Here is a 16,545-nt window from a genome sequence, read left to right as displayed (position 1 = left end):
GTCGACGATTCCGACCCGGCGCGGGTGCCCTCGAGTTCGCCGCGACCGAATTTCCGACGCGGATATCACCGCGCTCAACGTGATCGATCCGTCCGAGACCACCGTCACGGCGCTATCGTGGCGGTAGCGGTTCCAAAAAAGCTGCAAACGGAGACGGACGAGTTGTTCGCAGAGATCGCAGAACTGGCGACGACTACGGGACGACGGTCGTGTAATCGAGATACTCGATCGTCACGGTCTCGGCTCGAGGCCCTCCACGGCGAACACAGGAACGCTCGCGAACCCGACGAACCAAGCGCTATCTGGTCCTTGGTTCTCACCGGCGCTCGACGAGCGCATCCGCTTTGCTCCGGACCTGGATCGGCTCGAGTCGGTCGGCCAGGGCCTCCGCCTCCGCGAGTTTGGCCGGCGTTTCGGCGTGGATCGTATACAGCGGGTCGTCGTCTTCGACCCGCTCACTCGCGGTTCGGTGGATCACGAGTCCGGCGCGGGTATCCAGGGGCGCGCCCGCCCGTCGCGCGAGGTCACAGAGCTGTCTGTTGTCGACGCGGGTTGCGATTCCGGACCGTTCCGCACGGACGGTCGTCGACTCCGCTCCAGGTTCCAGGTCGCTCGACTTTATGTCCGGATCGCCGTTCTGGGCGGCGACGATCCGCCCGAACTGCTCGAGTGCGCGGCCCGACTCGAGGGCGTCGACCGCCGATGCGTCGACGCCGCAGTGCTCGAGCAGTATGTTCGCGAGGCGGACGGACTTTAACCGGAGCGATTCGGGTCCGTCTCCCTCGAGCACCGCGAGCACATCTCGGGCCTCGAGCACCGGGCCGATGCCGCGGCCGATCGGATCTGCCCCGTGGGTAATCGCACAGCTGACGTCCATGTCGAGGTGATCGCCGACTCGCTTGAGGTCGTCCGCGAGTTTGCGCGCCGCGACGAGGCTTTCGACTTTCGACCCCTCGCCGTAGGGAATGTCGATCACGACGTGCGTCGAGCCGGCGCTGCGTTTTTTCGAGAGCACTGAGGCCATGAGCTGACCCGGCGGATCGATCGACAGCGGGTTCTCAGCGCGGATGATCTTGTCGTCGACCGGTGAGAGGTCGACGCCGCCGCCCCAGACGAGACAACCGTTCGTCTCCGTGACGATCGACTCGATTTCGTCCGTCGTAAACTCGACGTCACAGAAAACTTCCATGACGTCGGCCGTTCCCGCCGGCGACGTCACCGCTCGAGAGGAGGTCTTTGGCATCGTCAATCCCGCCGCCGTAACGATGGCGACCATGACTGGCGTCACGCAGTTGCCCGCGACGCCGCCGACCGAGTGTTTGTCCGCGATGACGGGCGCATCCCACGTCAGCCGCTGGCCGACGTCGCTCATCGCTTCCGTCAGGTGTTTCGTCTCGTCCAGCGAGAAGCCGTTCGTGTAGACGGCCGAGGCGTAGGCGCCCAACTCGATGTCCGACAGTCGATCTTCGTGGATGTGCCGGACGATCGTCTCGAGTTCGTGTGGCTGGAGTTCGACGTCGTCTAGCTTCCTGCGAATGTACCGGACCGACCTGGGTTTCCCGGCGAGCGTCACGTCGACGGTGCCGCGCACGCGACTGAGCGGCTCGGTTACACCGATGGTTCCCGGCTCGACCAGTTCGTCTGTTCGCTTCACGATACCTGTCGTCGTCTCCTCGTCGTGTTCTATCCGGACGCGATCGAGCGGATGTGCACCCAGTTCGTCCGCGTCGACGGTGTTCAACAGGACGAGCGGTCTGCTCGTCCCGATGTCTATCGTAACTGCCTCGAGTTGCATTCGTCCGTTCGGACACCCCGTGCGGCCAAAACGGTAGCGGGCGACCGCGCTCCGTCCGGAGGGATCGCGCGAGTCGCTCGCCCGCGGGTTTTCAGGAGCGTCGAAACGGCACGTACTCGGCCAGCTTCACCTGCACGGTCCGCTTGAACGTCAGCCAGATTCCCGACCGGATCAGTTCGGCGTCCGTCTCGATACCGCCGTTCGGTTCGTACTCCAGGCCCCGGACCACGACGACCGGCGTCCGTTCCGCTGCCTGGCCCGAGAGCAGGGCGGCCCCGGCTGCGAGCTCGTCGGCGATCAGGTCCACCCCGCCGACTTTCGGGTTACCGAAGAGGTCGGTGGCGCCGAAACTGCTGTCGACGGGATCGATACCGGCACAGCCGATCGCGATGTCGACGCTCCCGCCACGGTGACTGACCTCCGTATCCGCGATCACGACCGCGACATCCGTTCCCGATCGCTCGCGGATCTCTTCGCGAAGCTGGCGTGCACTCTCGTTTGGATCGGCCGGGAGCAGCGTGGCGGTTTCCGCCGGCGAGTTCGAGAGGTCGATCCCGGCGTTCGTACAGAGTCGCCCGTTCCAGTTCGTCACGAGCAGCGACGGCAGCGACTCGAGCGCTTCTGCCGCCGCCTCGGAACTCACTGCGTACGATTCCAGCCGCCCGGGGGCGATCTCCGCGACCGGAATCACTCCGAGTACCGTCGACTCCCGAAGAATGAGTTCGACCTCCCGGGGATCGATGCCCGTCACGTCGGCGATCCGCTCCGCGCGCTCGGAGACCGGGACCCCCTCGAGGTCGACGATCCGTTCTTCGGCGAGCGAGACGACTTTCGACGAGACGACGAGCACGTCGTCGTCTTGCAGCCCCAGGGAGTCGGACGTCGACTCGAGAATCAGCTCGACGAGGTCTTCGCCGCCCTCTAGCAATCCGATATCGACTCCGTGGTACGTTAGCTCGGTCACACTCTCGACGAACCACGGCGAGCCCCGTATATCTGGATGGGGGCTGTGGGACATGAACTAGTTCGACGTCCCGACGACCGACGGGAATGGGAATCGACCTGGCGGACCACGGCGCCGAGTTCGACCTGACGGCGGACGTCCCGGGCTTCGAGCGGGATGACATCGATCTTCGACTCGCTGATACCACGGTCCACATCACCGCTGAGCATGGGGAAGCGGAGACCGAAGAGCGCGAGGAATTCTCCATCAAAAGCGAACGCGAACGCCGATCGCTGAGCCGTTCCGTCCGGCTCCCGGAGTCCGTCGACGCGGATGCGGTCGAGGCGACGTACAAGAACGGCGTGCTCACGGTTATGCTTCCGAAGATAGAGCCGTCGGAGGTCGACGGACAGATGATCGATATAAAGGCCGACCGCGTCCGGTGCCGCTCCAGCGCTCGGCTCGCCCCCGAGCGAAGGCCGACGGATCACTCGACGCACGTGGACGTACTCCCGTGGAGTTACCTGGGCGACCCTCGTGTTCGTGACCGAGTACGGCTACAAGTCGGTCGGTCGCCGACCGAACGGTAACAGGTATAGCGGGTCGAGTCGGTCCGGAAGCTCGAGTGCGTTCGCGACCTCGGCGTCGGAAAACGCCCCGACCGGACAGGTGCGTAGCTCGCGCGATTCGCAGACGAGGTGGACGTTCTCCGCGGCGTGGCCGGCCTCCATGTGGACGTATCGATCGCCGTGGTCCGGATACTGCTCGCGCGTTCGGTCGTAGTTCGCCGCCAGCACGATCGTCGCCGGCGCATCCCGCACGCCCTCCTGTCCGAGCGCGGCCTCCGTGAGTTCGCCGTGGACGGGCTCATCCAGCGTCGCTTCGAGCGCGTGGTTTCCCGGATCGTACCGGTACAGCCCCGGCTCCAGCTCGGGGTTCCCGCCGGAGGGAACCTCGAGAAACGCGGTGAGCGGGTACGTCGCCCCGGCGCTCGGCGCGGCGCGCATCTGGACGCCGTCTCTGACGTGGGTGAACCCCTGTGCCGCCCACAGGAGCTGGGAAATATCCTCGATCGTCACCGGCGCCTGGGCGAACGACCGACGGCTCGCTCGCCTCGCGATCGCTCGCTCGACGCTCGTCGGTCCGTCCGGTTCGGGCTCGGGAAGTTCGACTGGTGCCATAGCGCCAGTGCCACGCCGGTCTAAAAAATACCGTCCCCCGATCGGGGCCGCCGCCCGCCCGAGAGGCTATGGCGCTCCGGATGGAAGCCGATCCTATGTCACGAACGGTTCTCGTTCCCGTCGACGGATCACCGCTGTCGTCGCGCGCGCTTCGGTACGCGCTGCGCGAGTTTCCGGACGCGGAGATCGTGGCCTACCACGTCGTCGACCTGTTCGAACCCGACACCGGCGCGTACGACGATCTCGAGTCGCCGTACGAACCGATGCTCGGTTCCGACGAGTGGTTCGCTTCCGTCAGCGAAGCGACGGACCGGCTCTTCGCGGAGCTCTCCGAGATCGCCGCCGACTACGACCGATCGATCGCGACTGAATCCGATATCGGCGATCCGTCTCGACTCGTCCTCGAGTACGCGACGGACGAACCCGTCGACCACATCGTGCTCGGCGCGCACGGCCGGATCGACGAGTCGCGGTCGATCTTCGGCAGCGTCGCCGAGACCGTCGTCCGCCGCGCACAGGTTCCCGTTACGATCGTTCGATGAAGAACCGATCTGCGGCGATGAACTCCGTGTTACTGCCCGGAACGGAGCCGATTGTTACTTCTCCTCTTCGTCTAGCTGTTCCGTTCGAACGACGGTAACGGGGACCGGCGCCCGGCGAACGACGATTTCGGCAACACTGCCGAGCAGGATTCGGTCGATTCCGTCGCGACCGTGGCTTCCCATCACGACGTGGTCGACGTCGGTTTCCGTCGCGTACCGGACGATCACGTGTCGCGGGCGTCCGTAGCGCCACTCCGTGTCCACGGTCGTCTCGTACTCCGCGGCGAGGTCCCGGACGTCGTCGAAAACCGACTCCGCGAACTCGCGGGCCCGCTCGCGCCACCGCCCGCCGTTTTCGACGCCGGCGTCGGTGTGTTCCGCGAACGGTTCGACGACGTGGAGGACGACGACCGACGCGTCGGGAAACGTATCGAGTGCAAACCGAAGTGCTGCGTCCGCTTGCTCGCTTCCGTCGTGTGGAACGAGGATCCGATCGCTCATGAGCACACAACGTGGGTAGCGTTCTTATTGATGACGCCCCAAAGATTGTTCACCAGCGGAAGCAAAGACTCCGACGAAATGGCGTTTCTCGTTCCCTTCGACGGGACCTACCTGGCGGAAGCTGCACTGATGCGGGCCTCCGAGTACGGCGAGGCGCTCGAGGAGGACGTGATCGCCCTGACCGTCGTTCCGGACCACGAGGGGTACGCGATCGACGTCGGCTGGTACGAGACTCGAGAAGACGAACCGTTCAGCGTCCCGTACGTCGCTGCAAAGCTTCGAGAGGGAGTGGACGATATCGCACCCGGAGCGACGTTCCGGCACGAGCAAATCGACGATCGAACGCCTGCGGCGATCGCGAACCGGATCAAACAGACCGCCGAGGAGATCCGCCCGTCCGTCGTCTTCCTCGGGACGGACAACGTCGGCGAGATCGCCGAACCGATAACCAGCGTCGCCGGCGGCGTCGCCGAAAACGCGACGTACGACGTCCACATCGTCCGGTACTACGCGCCGCCGTCGATTCCCGAGGTTCGGCTGGAAGATGGATCGTACCGTGGAATCGACGAACCCTAACGCGACTCGAATTTCTCGTCCGGCCCACCCCGTACCCGCCGAACGATCGATAGCTCCTCGAGGACGCCGCTCCGGCGGTCGTACGCTGTCCACATCCCCGGACCACTGGCCCCGGTAAGTAGATCTAGGAACCGCGTCGGCGGACCGTTACGTTACTTGACTACGTTGGGCGTCCGATCGAATCCGCTTTCGTCTCTCGTTTCGACCGCGGAAAGCCACTCGTCGACGGAGTACGTTCGTTGTTCGCCCGTGGCTGAACGTTTCGTGCACGGGATCACTCCACGCAGCGTTCCGTGCTCCATCTCATGATCGTTCTCGTAGAGCGCGAGCGCCAGGATCGGGACCCGAATCCGTTCTTCCGGTTCGTCGGAGCCGATACTGAGCGGCGGCGGTGGGGTCTCTTCTCGACGAAACGCCGGCTCGAGCGTGTATCCGCGTCGATCCGCCCATCGCTCGAACTCGGTTACGAGCTCGTCTCGCGCCGGACTGTGCTCGTCGTCTGCGACGGTCGTGTGGTGTTCGCGCGGCCATTGCGAGATTCGACACTCGGTGAGCGGGCCGTGTTCGCAAATTCGCTCCAGACGCCGGACGACGTCGCTGACCGTCTCGACGAGCGCGCCCGGGAGGGACGTCCGGACGTAACAGTCGACGCGGACGTCGTCCGAGAAACTGACGTCGACGGCCGGGACGCCAGCAACGTTATCGACTGACATAGCCTCCCTCCGTACGCCGAGCGAGATCGTTCTCGACGAGCGACGAGAGTATCGGAAGGAGCGTGAGTTTCGACAACCCCAGCAACTGTTGGAGTTCGCTCACCGTCGACGCTTCTGTCGTACGGAGGGCCAAGTAGACGAGTTTCGTCTGTGGTGATCCGAACCCGTCTGGCACTGCTGGTCGCTGTTGAGTTGTAGCCATCAACGAAAGCGCCACCGGCTGGTAATATAAAGATTGAATGAATACTGTCCACATACACCACGCGAGAGCGGTCGACCGGTGGGATGCACCTATCTGGAGCGATAACGAACTCGGACCGCTTCTCGACGAACGGCTCCGCCGCCATCTCTTCGGGAGCGGATAGTAGACCACTCTCGAACGCAGAACAACGTGTGGTGGCGTACTGTAAGGGGCCAGGGTATGACTAGTAGTACAGCCAGCGATTGGCCGATTGGAACCTTCCTCTCGGACCGTAGCCGTACCGATTCGCGAGAACGATGAATCCGGATAGAGCGACGGCGATCGGACAGCCGTGGCAGTATCGCTCGAGTTCGATCGCCGGCGTGTTTTCGGTCCCGTTATCGAACCGCCGACGTCTCGGCATCGATGAGCCCTGTTTCGGCGGCGACATGCGTCGCCAGCGATAACATCTGCGCCGAGAACCCGTATTCGTTGTCGTACCAGACCAGCACCTTCACGAGACCGTCCTCCAGCACCATCGATCCCTCGAGGTCGACGTACGCGGAGTACGGCAACCCGACGATATCCTGGGAGACAATTTCCTCGTCGGTGTAGCCGAGGATTCCCGCAAGGTCGCCGTCGGCCGCCTCGCGGACGGCATCGGCGAGGTCGTCTTTCGTCACGTCGGCTTCGAGATCGACGGTGAGGTCGGTGATCGAACCGTTCAAGACGGGGACGCGCATTGCCATCCCGTCGAGTTTCCCATCGAGTTCGGGAAGAATTTCCGTAGTGGCGATCGCGGCACCCGTCGTCGTCGGAACGATGTTCGCGGCGGCGGCACGGCCGCGTCGCCGCTTGCTGCTGGGCCCGTCGACCAAATTCTGGCTCCCCGTGTAGGCGTGGACGGTCGTCAGCAGGCCGGTCTCGATGCCGAACTCCTCGTCGAGCACCTGGGCGACCGGCGCGACCGAGTTCGTGGTACAGGAGGCGTTTGAGACGACGTCCGCACCGTCGTACGTCTCGTGATTGACCCCATAGACGAACATCGGGACCGGTTTCTCGCCTTTCGGCGGCGCCGAGATGATCACTTTGTCGGCCCCGGCCTCGAGGTGCTGGCTAGCCTCGTCGTGCGTCCGAAAGAGGCCGGTCGCCTCGAAGGCGACGTCGACATCGTACTCGTCCCACGGCAGCGCCGTGGGGTCACGTTCGGTGTAGAGGTGAATCTCCTGGCCCTCGACGACGAGAGTGTCACCGTCGCGGGAGACGTCTTCAAGGTGGCCGTGGACGGAGTCGTACCGAAGCAGATACGCCATGTCGTCGTCGTCCATCACATCGTTGATGGCGACGATTTCGACGTGGTCGTCTTCGAGGGACGCTCGAAGGACGTTCCGTCCAATCCGTCCGAAGCCGTTGAGGCCGATCCGAACTGGATCCGTTGCTGTGCTGTCGTGTGTTCGGTGGCTCATAGGTAGGCGGGCCACTGCCATTGATAAAGTTCTTAGCCCGGACCCGTCGGCTAGCCGGATCGTTTCCGTATGACGGATGTGTCGCCGAAAACGAATCGCTGTTCGACCGATCGCTGACCGTCGTGGCCGGTAGCAACGGCGAGCGTGAAGCCGAGACGACGTCGCCGACCCCGACCGTTCCCGCGAGATCTTCGACGACGGGGTTGGGACAGGCGCCGACCGTCGGGGTACAGAGGACGCTGTCTTCGGCCATCTCGTCGAGGTGATCCGAGAGGAGTGTGATCGCCTCTCGGCCCTTCGCCGACGGTTCGTACTCCAGGTCCGTCTCGAACTCGTCGAGAGACGTGATGTCCCCAAGCGCGGCCTCCAGTTTCAGGCGGCTCGAAACTGCGCCACGACTCCCGACCTCGACGCGGAGAAACGCTACGCTTCTCGAGCGGCTCGATTCCGAACGAGACCGGGCTGTCTTGCAGCGCTCGTTTCGACTTACCGGGTGGCTATCGTTCGCTCCGTCTGTAGCTGTGAAACGCTCACGGCCACCTGGCTCTCGTCAGTGACGGAGAGGGTGATGTCGTCGAAATCCTGCCGATACTCGCTCGTGTGCTTCCCGTTCTTCCGAATCTGGATCCGCTCCTCGACGAGTCCGGCCTCGGCTAGCAACTCGAGCTTCCGGTACAGCGTCGACAGCGGAACGTCACACCGGTCGGAGAGCTCGGACGCGGTCAACGATTCGTCCGCCGTCTCCTCGAGGATGTCCCGACAGTCGGCGTCGTCGAGCGCCGCGAGAATCGCTTGCGGATCGGCGGTCTGTCGGTCGGATCGGGCCGGCCGAGCGGTCGGGGAATCGTCGCGGGCTGACAGCGTCACAGACGTGTTCGACATACTCCGTACTTTGGCGTCGACGGGCACCAATTAGGACCCAAAATATACTGGGTAGTTTATATACTCCGGCCGTATCGACCGCCGCGGTGCCAGACGAAGGGCCGACCGCGAGGTGGGTGGATCGCCGTTCGACTGGACGGCGACTCGAGTGCGCTCCACCCCGACTATAACTCTCCCCGGATATCGGGGCCGTAGACCTTCGGGCGCTCGAATCCATCTAGACGTAACGAGCGGCAGACGTACCGCGCAGGCGCGAGACGCCACCCGTTCCGATCCGCGGCGTCCCTGCTCCCTGCTCCGACCAACCACCAGCCACCGACAGTACCATGACCCACTTCCAGTTCACGTGTTCCGGGTGTAGCCAACAGATCGACGTCGACGAAGCGATACGCGACGCCGTGCTTTCGTACGGCTGTCCCGTCTGCGCTTCGGCAGTCTCGATGACGGACTTTGCGCCACGGTCGCAGCGGTCTCACCTGCCACAGTAGTCTCCGATACCATCTTATCCGCAGAAACGAGATTGTTCGAACCGAATCAGTCGGCGGACGAGACCGTTTTCGCCGCCGCGCCGAACGATGCGGCGAACGCGTCGGGATCGATCGCGTCGGGCCCGTCGACGTGGGCGATGATCTGTGGCGCCGTCCCGTCGGGAACGGTCTCACCGACGACGATCTTCGGGCATCGCGCCTGGCGGAATCCTTCGACGAGCACGAGGTCGTAGCCGCGGCGCTCGAACCGCCGCAGTTGGCGGCGGAGTGCAGGGAGCTCTCCCGCCGACTCGTCGTCTCCTTTCCCCTGGCGCGAAATCTCGAACGTTCGTGAGGGCGTTATTCCGACGACGGTGTCCGCTCCCGCGGTCGCGTGTCGGTGCGTGTCCGTTCCGGGCGTGTCGACCTCGATGTCGTGGTGGATCGACTTGACGGTCGCGACGCGTCCGTGGGCGCCGAACGCGGGAATCAGCCGCTCGAGGAGCGTCGTCTTCCCGGAATCGCTGTGCCCGACGATTCCAAGGACGTTCATTTGCTCTCACCGGACGCGTGGTCCGCGATTCGCCGAAGGTCGTCAGGGGTGTTGACGTTGGTCAACGGCTCCGGATGATCCGTCGCCACCGGGATCCGGATCGTCTCTACCTCGAGCCGCTCGAGAACCGCCGAGACGGACGGCTCACCCGCCTCGAGAGCGGATTCGACGGCCCCACTCGCCGGCTGTCGGCGATACGCCGCACAGAGCGGCTGCAGCCGCCCCTCGTTCGTGACGGGAACGGTGCACTCCGTCTCGTGGTCTTCGTGATTCGAGCAGAGCACCTCGAGGAAGTCGTCCGTCACGAGCGGCATGTCTCCCGCGACGACGACGCAGCAGCGGCTGGTGGTCGCGTCCAGCGCCGACGCGAGCCCGCCGAGCGGGCCGCGGTCCGGAACGCGATCGGGGACGAATGCGATCGGACGGGAAATCCCGTCGAGCGCGCTCTCGAGCCTCGGGATCTGTTCGGTCCGACAGGCGACGACGAGGTCGTCGACCGCCGTCGGGAACCCGCTCGCAGCGTGGTGGATCAGCGGGCGACCGTCGACGGTTGCCGTGAGTTTGTCCTGCGTGCCGAACCGCCGAGATCGACCGCCCGCGAGGACGATTCCGGTCGTCATCGTTACTCCTCCACCCCCCACGAGACGTGCGCCCACAGCCGTTCGTAGCCGTAGTACGTTCCCGTCTTCAGGAGGTTCGCTGCGATGCCGATATTGATCGCGTCCCCGGCGCTACCGGTGACGAAAAACGCCACGGAGATCGTGACGAGCAGCATCAGCACCCGGTAGGTGAGCGTCTTCACCAGCGTTCGCGAGTGTGCCTGCATCGCGGACCGGGAGACGATCGCGGTCAGTGTCGTCGATACCATACGTCGTTCAGTCATTGTTGGAGAGTATGCCGGTGGTCGGGCGTGTGGTGCGAACTGCTCGCTAACGAGGTCGCGGGCACCATCGATTTCTTCGGTAGCGAAGTTCGGTCATCGGTACGCCACTGTCTCTATTCGGTCGTTGAACTGGTGCCAGTAACGCAGCCGATGGACGGTCCCGCGCGTCGGGAATTCGCCGGCCACGAGCCGGGCGAGCGACGGGTCCGGTCGACGATCGATCGCGTTCGACGATCCGACGATCGAGCGGTTCGTCGGGCCGGTCGTCCTCGAGGCAGACCGGGCTGGGAGGGGTGAGGGGCGCTCAGTAGGGTCCGTCCCGATCACCCATCGGCATCTCTCCGGTCGACGGGGACGGCGTCGACCCACAGGTCCCACACCGGAAGTCGCCGTCATCGTCGTGGAGCCCCTCGAGCGGCGACGGTGGTGTCTCCTTGAACTCCTTGGGCTCGACGTCGAACCGGTCGACGTCGTCGTCGACGAGCGTATCGACCAGCGCGGCGAGTGCCTGATAGAACGCGACGTCGGTCTCATCCTCGATCGTCTCTCGGTACCGACCGGTCCAGCGACCGAGGTGGTCCTCGAGGAAGTCACCCTGGGCGTTGGTGACGACTTCGACACCGGTTTCGTCGCCGCTCTCCTCGAGATAGGCCGTCTGCAGGGCCAGATGCGAGACGAACTCGAGTTGGATACAGAGGTGGTCGACGCGCTCGTGGTTACCTTCGTCCATCGACAGATCGAACGCTTTGTAGAAGCCGGCGATGTCCGCCAGCACGTCCGTGCTCGTGACGAGCGTCCCCGGACTGTACTCGATCTGGTACTGGTCGATATCGCCACCCCCCTCGAAGCCGAACAGAGCGGCCCAGTTCGAGTAGAGTTCGTCGATGGCGTCCGAGTCGGTCGGACTCTCCTCGACGACCGCCGCTGCGTGTTCGTGGAGTTCGTCGTTGCCGAGTGCCGCGGCCGACTCGAGCAGTTGCTCGTCGAAGGCTCCCGAGAGCAGCGCCTCCTCGAGGGCCTCGTCCGGGCGGTCGAACGCCAGCGAGGCGAGCTTGTACAGTCGTGCGCGGTGAACGTGTTGGGTTGCGGTCATGGTTACGTGATGTCGAGGCGGTAGGCGTCGTTCTCTTCGTCGAAGCGCTCGCGTTCGTACTGCGGTTCTTCCATCGGGACGCGGGCGACCGTCGACCCGTCCTCGTCGTAGCCGATCGCTTCCTCCTCGGTCACTTCGAACTCCTCGACGCGCCACTCGGTCGACCCCATCAGGTGGAGGAGTCCGCGCAGTTTGCGGTACTCCTCGTCGCCGCGGCGGGCGGCCTGGTAGGTCTCTTTGGCCTCCGTGACCCGGGGACCGAACATCTGTACGAGGTAGTCGTCGGGGACGTTGATCGGCGGGATGTAGTAGACGTTGGGCTCGAGGCCGAGCTGGGGGTACAGCGGGAGCGCGACCTCGGCGTCGTGGACCAGGTAGTCGATCGGGTTCGAGGAGTCGGCCTCTTCGGGTGGGTTGACCCAGCCGTGCTGGCGGATCTTCCCGAGGCAGTTCTCGAAACACTGCGGGACCAGCCCTTCCTCGACCTTCGGGTAGCAGCCCACACACTTCTGTGAGATGTTCTCTTCCGGGTTGAAGACGGATTTGCCGTACGGACAGGCTCGCACGCACTCCTGGAACGCCTCGCAGTTCTCCTCGTCGATCAGAACGATGCCGTCCTCCTGGCGCTTGTAGACCGCCTGGACCGGACAGCCGCCGGCACAGCCCGCGAACGTGCAGTGGTTGCACACCCGGGGCAGGTAGAAGAACCACATCGGGTGGGTCTCTTCGTCTTCCGGGATGTGGGTGTCGGCTTCGAAGTCCTCACCTGCCGGCTCGTCCTCGCCGAGGTTGGGGTGGGCCCAGTCCTCGCTGTCGGGGTGGTAGCCCTCGATGTCCTGCCCGTGCATGTTCTCCGGATCGTCGTCGGGCGCCATCTCGTCCCAGTCGACGTCGTTGGCCTCGAAGATGGTGTCGCCCTGGTAGACGTACTCGCCGTCTTCTTTCCCCCACTCCTGGACGCCGAGTCGGTCGAGGATCTCCTTGTCCCAGCCGATGGGGTGGGAGCCGTAGGGTTTGGTCTCGACGTTGTTCCAGAACATGTGCTCCTGGCCCTCGCCGTGGGTCCAGGTCGTCTTGCACGACAGCGTACATGTCTGGCATGCGATACACTTGTTGATGTCGAAGACGGCCCCCCACTGTTTCTCCGGTCGGGACTCGCCGTAGGGGTACTCCATCTCGCGTCCGATCTGCCAGTTGTATACTTCAGCCATTGTAATTCACTCTCGTTAGTCGTCCGATGTGCTCACGAAGTTGCCGCTCAGGTACTCGTCCATCGTTTCGTCTTCGTTGGTCGGTCGAATGCCCTTATCGACGGGCTCCCACTCTCCTTCGCCGTCCGTGCCGCCGTCTTCGGCCTTCTCGATCTTGACGAACGCCTCCTTGGGTGCGCCGTTGGCACAGTGGACGTCGGCTCCGAACCCGAGGTCGATGTTCTGTCCGGCCATGTCCTTCCGGGGCATGTTGTCCGTCAGCCGGGTCGGCCGGAAGAACGACGTCGTGGCCGACTGGTGGCCGCCGCTGCGGTACAGCGACACGTAGTCGGTGTCCTCGGCTTTGGCCATCCCGTCCTCGCGTTCCTCCTGCGCTTCGTAGCTCTTGTGGGAGGTCTGGTTCAGGTTCATCCAGCTTCGGGTGACGCCGCTGGGGAGACCGGGCTGGTATCGGACCCGCATCATCGCGCGGGTGTACTCGCCTTCCTCGTCGTCCGGATCGTACTCGGGGTAGGGACGATCCTGTGGATCGGCGTCGACCCACACGTAATCTCCGTCGGAGAATCCTTCGGATCTCGCGTCCTCGGGGTTCATCTCGACGTATCCCTCGCCGAAGAACGGCATCCGCTCGTCGTTGCGCTCCATGTCGCCGTAGGGTCCCCACCAGACCGCGATGTTCGGCAGGGAGTTCGAGAACGTGTGTGCGCCGTGACGGTACTTCGGCGTCATGTAGATGTAATCGTACCCCTCGCCGAGTTCGGTCAGCGGGTGGTTGGTGTCGAGTAACTCGGCAGGTGTCCGGATCATGTTCCGGACCTGTCGGGCTTTCGTGTCACCGACACCGTCGTCGCTCCAGCCCAGGTCCTCGGGAGTGTCGGGGTCGATCACCGGGCTGTCGCTGTCGTCGACGATGACGTTTGGCTCGTACGGCGTCGAGTCCATCGGCTCGCGGTGCAGCGGGATGTTCTCACCCGCCTGCGCGAACTCCTCTTCCTCCCGGAAGAACTCCATCCGGCCGGTCTTCGTGTACCACGGCTCGTCCTCCTGGATCTGCCGGCTTCCGACGTACTTGGGGTACGTCCGGGACATGATCAGCGCCGGGGTGCCGTCCTCGGCGTCGTCGAGCAACTCCTCGATGTCGTACCCCTTTGCCATGTTCGAGTGATCGAGGATCCGCTGGAGGTACGGCTTGGCCTTGTACTCGTCCTCGTCGATGAACTGCCAGTACTCCTCGAAGCGGTCGTCGCCGGTGACCTCGGCGAGCTTTTCGGCGACGCCCTTGTAGTGCTGGGCGTCGTTGCGGGTGTTGTAGATCCGGTCGATTCCCGTCTCGGGCATCGTGACGATGAACGGGTTCGTCACGGAGGCCGTGATGTCGTGGACGTTGTGCTCGGCCCACGAATCCGCCGGGAAGACGATGTCCGCGTACTCGCAGGTCATCGTCCACCACCACTCGTTGACGAAGAACGCCTCCATCCGGCCGTTCCGGAGCATCTGCTCGATGATCTTGTAGGCGCCCTTCGCGTTGCCGAGGAAGGAGTTCGACCCCGACAGCCACACCGACTTCGTCGGCGTGTGCATGTGGGAGTCGCCCTGGAAATACTCGCCCTCGACCCTCAGCGGTTCGTCGAGGTTGGCGTACCAGTGAGCCGACTGCATGTCGAACCGCCCGTCGACCTCGGCGTCCTCGTCGGGATCCAGTTCGGGGTCGAAGGGGTTTTCCTGGGTGTACTGCCAGACGCCGTTGAAGTACGCCGCCCGGTAGTTGCCCGCGTAGCTGCCGATGTTCCCGCTGAAACTTCCGACGTTCTGGGTAAGCGACGCGACCAGGAAGGCGGCCCGGTCCTTGTTGTCCTGGTTCGTGTAGTGGTTCGGCCCCATCCCGGTCAGGATGAGCGTCTCCTCCTGGTTGTCGGCGAGGTCGTGGGCGAGATTCTCGACGGCCTCGGGAGCCGTCCCCGTCACCTCCGCGGTCGATTCGGTGTCCCACGTCTCGATGAGGTGTTCCTGGATCAGATCGAACACCGGACGGACCTCGACGGTCTCACCGTTAGCGAGTTCGACCTCGAACGTCCCCTCGAGCGTTGCGGCGACGTCGAATTCGTCGCCGACCTCCTCGCGCGTGACGGCCTCGAGTTGGCCAGTCTCGTCGTCCCGAACGACGAAGTCACCCCACGCTTCGCGCATCTCCTCGGTGATGAACTGCTCGTCGATGTTCGTGACGTCGACGCCGGGCCGATCGCTCTCGTCGGCGACGGTCGCCGTCTTTTCGAGTTCGCCGAGTTCGTGGTCCTCGATGACGTCGCTCGCACGGAGGAATTCGCCCTCGTCTAGCCGGACCAGCATCGGGAGGTCCGTGTACTTCCGGACGAACTCCTCGTCGTAGAGTTCTTCTTCCATCAGGATCCGGGCAGCCCCGAGGAAGAGTGCGGAGTCGGTCGCCGGCCGGACCGTGACGAGTTCGTCACACTTCGAGGCCGTCGCGTTGTAGTCGGTGAAGATACCAGTGACCTTGGTGCCTTTGAGACGGGCCTCGGTCAGCCAGTGACAGTCGGCCATCTTCGTCGTCAGGTAGTTGATCCCACAGAGGATCACGTGGTCGGCATACTCGACGTTTGCCAGGTCGAAGTCGACCGTCTGCTGGCCGGTGACCATCGGGTGACCCGGCGGGAGGTCGGTGTGGAACGAGTAGTTGTCCAGTCCGACAGCGCCGAGTGCGTCGTCCTCGCCCGTGTCACGGACGTAGTTGTCCAGCAGTGCCATCGAGTTGGCGTTGCGATACTGGCCGAACAGTTTGATCGGGCCCAGAAGCGGCATCCCGCCGCGGAACTTCATCGAGCGGACGCCAGCACCCTGGGTCTGCTCGACGACTGCTTCGTCGTAGCCCTGTTCGAGCAACGCGTCCATACCGCTCTGGCCGCTGTACTGCTGGGCGACCTCGAGGAACGTTTCGGCGGCGATCTCGTAGGCCTCCTCGTGGTCGACCTCGATCCAGTCGTCTTCCCCGCGGTTGGCGTACTCCTCGGGCATCGAGCCGTCCTCGTCACGGGGGAAGCCCTCGTCGTACCACTCCATGAAGCCCTCGCGGACCATCGGCGCTTTTACGCGACGCTCGCTGTAGAAGCGCTCGATCATCGCGAGGCCCTTGTTACAGACGCGCGGGTCCCAGCGACTGGTTGCCTGGTTACCGTCGAGGTCGGTCGCCTCGCCGTAGTTCATCGAGGGACCCAGCCGCGTCACCTGCCCGTTTTTTACGCTGGCCTCGAGGTAGCAGTTGTGCGTGTCGTTGGGCGTACAGGTGAGCATGTAGGAGGAGTCGGGCTCCCACACGTCGCGGTAGTGGTCCTCCCAGTCGCGATTCGGATACTCCTCGAGCGGGTTCATCGCGTCGTCGGCCTCGGCGCTTCCCGTCAGCCGACGGTAGCCGAGGAGCCCGAGTCCGGATGCACCAGCGAGGCCGGCAGCCGCGGCACCGAGCTCGCGGCGGGTCAGTTCGAACTCCGCCTCGCTGTCACTCGCCTCGCTGTCACTCATGATCCCACCCCACGGGGGCAGCCA

17 protein-coding genes are annotated in these 16,545 nt (G+C 64.2%); 4 read left to right on the top strand and 13 right to left on the bottom strand.

Annotated features, from left to right (window positions below):
- Positions 1 to 316: 316 nt before the first annotated feature.
- Entirely contained in the window at positions 317 to 1,795 is a 1,479-nt protein-coding gene (locus CV102_RS21780; protein ID WP_148860132.1) for an AMP phosphorylase, read from the bottom strand.
- A 91-nt stretch (positions 1,796 to 1,886) separates the two neighbouring features.
- The gene (locus CV102_RS21775) at positions 1,887 to 2,759 is read right to left on the bottom strand and encodes a coenzyme F420-0:L-glutamate ligase (protein WP_187433070.1); all 873 of its coding nucleotides are present in this window, start codon (positions 2,757 to 2,759) and stop codon (positions 1,887 to 1,889) included.
- A gap of 86 nt (positions 2,760 to 2,845) precedes the next feature.
- On the opposite strand from CV102_RS21775, the gene CV102_RS21770 reads away from it, so the two are divergent.
- Positions 2,846 to 3,328, top strand: a complete 483-nt coding sequence (locus CV102_RS21770) for an Hsp20/alpha crystallin family protein (protein WP_148860130.1) — start codon at positions 2,846 to 2,848, stop codon at positions 3,326 to 3,328.
- On the opposite strand, the gene CV102_RS21765 is transcribed toward CV102_RS21770, so the two are convergent.
- Positions 3,296 to 3,919 carry a SagB/ThcOx family dehydrogenase gene (locus CV102_RS21765; RefSeq protein WP_148860129.1) on the bottom strand — a complete coding sequence of 208 codons (624 nt, stop codon included), beginning with the start codon at positions 3,917 to 3,919 and terminating at the stop codon, positions 3,296 to 3,298. The genes CV102_RS21770 and CV102_RS21765 overlap by 33 nt on opposite strands.
- Positions 3,920 to 4,014: 95 nt before the next feature.
- Between CV102_RS21765 and CV102_RS21760 the strand changes: the two genes are divergently transcribed.
- On the top strand, positions 4,015 to 4,461 hold the full coding sequence (locus CV102_RS21760; RefSeq protein ID WP_148860128.1) for a universal stress protein: 447 nt from the start codon (positions 4,015 to 4,017) through the stop codon (positions 4,459 to 4,461).
- 54 nt (positions 4,462 to 4,515) lie between these two features.
- On the opposite strand, the gene CV102_RS21755 is transcribed toward CV102_RS21760, so the two are convergent.
- Positions 4,516 to 4,962: a universal stress protein gene (locus tag CV102_RS21755; protein ID WP_148860127.1), complete on the bottom strand. Its 447-nt coding sequence runs from the start codon at positions 4,960 to 4,962 to the stop codon at positions 4,516 to 4,518.
- A gap of 30 nt (positions 4,963 to 4,992) precedes the next feature.
- Here CV102_RS21755 and CV102_RS21750 point away from each other — a divergent pair, with 30 nt between their 5' ends.
- On the top strand, positions 4,993 to 5,538 hold the full coding sequence (locus CV102_RS21750; RefSeq protein ID WP_306438865.1) for a universal stress protein: 546 nt from the start codon (positions 4,993 to 4,995) through the stop codon (positions 5,536 to 5,538).
- Between the two features lie 152 nt (positions 5,539 to 5,690).
- Here CV102_RS21750 and CV102_RS21745 read toward each other — a convergent pair whose 3' ends face one another.
- The 3 genes from CV102_RS21745 to CV102_RS21730 form a co-directional block, all read right to left on the bottom strand.
- Positions 5,691 to 6,251: an HTH domain-containing protein gene (locus CV102_RS21745; RefSeq protein ID WP_148860126.1), complete on the bottom strand. Its 561-nt coding sequence runs from the start codon at positions 6,249 to 6,251 to the stop codon at positions 5,691 to 5,693.
- A gap of 579 nt (positions 6,252 to 6,830) precedes the next feature.
- Positions 6,831 to 7,898 carry a type I glyceraldehyde-3-phosphate dehydrogenase gene (gene gap / locus CV102_RS21735; protein WP_148860125.1) on the bottom strand — a complete coding sequence of 356 codons (1,068 nt, stop codon included), beginning with the start codon at positions 7,896 to 7,898 and terminating at the stop codon, positions 6,831 to 6,833.
- 486 nt (positions 7,899 to 8,384) lie between these two features.
- Entirely contained in the window at positions 8,385 to 8,780 is a 396-nt protein-coding gene (locus CV102_RS21730) for an ArsR/SmtB family transcription factor (protein WP_148860124.1), read from the bottom strand.
- 326 nt (positions 8,781 to 9,106) lie between these two features.
- Between CV102_RS21730 and CV102_RS27430 the strand changes: the two genes are divergently transcribed.
- Positions 9,107 to 9,268, top strand: coding sequence for a DUF7560 family zinc ribbon protein (locus CV102_RS27430; RefSeq protein WP_148860123.1), 162 nt, complete (start codon positions 9,107 to 9,109; stop codon positions 9,266 to 9,268).
- Positions 9,269 to 9,314: 46 nt separating this feature from the next.
- On the opposite strand, the gene mobB is transcribed toward CV102_RS27430, so the two are convergent.
- The 6 genes from mobB to CV102_RS21695 form a co-directional block, all read right to left on the bottom strand.
- Complete coding sequence (gene mobB / locus CV102_RS21720; protein ID WP_148860122.1) at positions 9,315 to 9,800, bottom strand: molybdopterin-guanine dinucleotide biosynthesis protein B; 486 nt, start codon at positions 9,798 to 9,800, stop codon at positions 9,315 to 9,317.
- Complete coding sequence (gene mobA / locus CV102_RS21715; protein ID WP_148860121.1) at positions 9,797 to 10,420, bottom strand: molybdenum cofactor guanylyltransferase; 624 nt, start codon at positions 10,418 to 10,420, stop codon at positions 9,797 to 9,799. The genes mobB and mobA overlap by 4 nt, the downstream gene beginning before the upstream one ends.
- A gap of 2 nt (positions 10,421 to 10,422) precedes the next feature.
- Positions 10,423 to 10,668, bottom strand: coding sequence for a DUF2061 domain-containing protein (locus CV102_RS21710; RefSeq protein WP_148860120.1), 246 nt, complete (start codon positions 10,666 to 10,668; stop codon positions 10,423 to 10,425).
- Positions 10,669 to 10,987: 319 nt separating this feature from the next.
- Positions 10,988 to 11,776: a TorD/DmsD family molecular chaperone gene (locus tag CV102_RS21705; RefSeq protein ID WP_148860119.1), complete on the bottom strand. Its 789-nt coding sequence runs from the start codon at positions 11,774 to 11,776 to the stop codon at positions 10,988 to 10,990.
- Positions 11,777 to 11,778: 2 nt separating this feature from the next.
- A complete protein-coding gene (locus CV102_RS21700) occupies positions 11,779 to 12,987 on the bottom strand; it encodes a 4Fe-4S dicluster domain-containing protein (protein WP_148860118.1) in 1,209 nt (402 codons plus the stop codon).
- Positions 12,988 to 13,002: 15 nt separating this feature from the next.
- Positions 13,003 to 16,521 (bottom strand): molybdopterin-dependent oxidoreductase, encoded by a 3,519-nt coding sequence (locus tag CV102_RS21695; RefSeq protein WP_148860117.1) that lies wholly within the window; start codon positions 16,519 to 16,521, stop codon positions 13,003 to 13,005.
- Between the last annotated feature and the right edge of the window lie 24 nt (positions 16,522 to 16,545).

It is taken from the genome of Natronococcus pandeyae (genome assembly GCF_008122205.1).
GTDB lineage: Archaea > Halobacteriota > Halobacteria > Halobacteriales > Natrialbaceae > Natronococcus > Natronococcus pandeyae.
This window is presented reverse-complemented; position numbering and strand designations above follow the sequence as displayed.

Bases quoted from the DNA above. Each gene is read 5' to 3' on its own strand.
- CV102_RS21780 (WP_148860132.1), bottom strand. From the start codon at position 1,795: ATGCAACTCGAGGCAGTTACGATAGACATCGGGACGAGCAGACCGCTC.
- CV102_RS21770 (WP_148860130.1), top strand. From the start codon at position 2,846: ATGGGAATCGACCTGGCGGACCACGGCGCCGAGTTCGACCTGACGGCG.
- CV102_RS21765 (WP_148860129.1), bottom strand. From the start codon at position 3,919: ATGGCACCAGTCGAACTTCCCGAGCCCGAACCGGACGGACCGACGAGC.
- CV102_RS21760 (WP_148860128.1), top strand. From the start codon at position 4,015: ATGTCACGAACGGTTCTCGTTCCCGTCGACGGATCACCGCTGTCGTCG.
- CV102_RS21755 (WP_148860127.1), bottom strand. From the start codon at position 4,962: ATGAGCGATCGGATCCTCGTTCCACACGACGGAAGCGAGCAAGCGGAC.
- CV102_RS21750 (WP_306438865.1), top strand. From the start codon at position 4,993: ATGACGCCCCAAAGATTGTTCACCAGCGGAAGCAAAGACTCCGACGAA.
- CV102_RS21745 (WP_148860126.1), bottom strand. From the start codon at position 6,251: ATGTCAGTCGATAACGTTGCTGGCGTCCCGGCCGTCGACGTCAGTTTC.
- gap (WP_148860125.1), bottom strand. From the start codon at position 7,898: ATGAGCCACCGAACACACGACAGCACAGCAACGGATCCAGTTCGGATC.
- CV102_RS21730 (WP_148860124.1), bottom strand. From the start codon at position 8,780: ATGTCGAACACGTCTGTGACGCTGTCAGCCCGCGACGATTCCCCGACC.
- CV102_RS27430 (WP_148860123.1), top strand. From the start codon at position 9,107: ATGACCCACTTCCAGTTCACGTGTTCCGGGTGTAGCCAACAGATCGAC.
- mobB (WP_148860122.1), bottom strand. From the start codon at position 9,800: ATGAACGTCCTTGGAATCGTCGGGCACAGCGATTCCGGGAAGACGACG.
- mobA (WP_148860121.1), bottom strand. From the start codon at position 10,420: ATGACGACCGGAATCGTCCTCGCGGGCGGTCGATCTCGGCGGTTCGGC.
- CV102_RS21710 (WP_148860120.1), bottom strand. From the start codon at position 10,668: ATGGTATCGACGACACTGACCGCGATCGTCTCCCGGTCCGCGATGCAG.
- CV102_RS21705 (WP_148860119.1), bottom strand. From the start codon at position 11,776: ATGACCGCAACCCAACACGTTCACCGCGCACGACTGTACAAGCTCGCC.
- CV102_RS21700 (WP_148860118.1), bottom strand. From the start codon at position 12,987: ATGGCTGAAGTATACAACTGGCAGATCGGACGCGAGATGGAGTACCCC.
- CV102_RS21695 (WP_148860117.1), bottom strand. From the start codon at position 16,521: ATGAGTGACAGCGAGGCGAGTGACAGCGAGGCGGAGTTCGAACTGACC.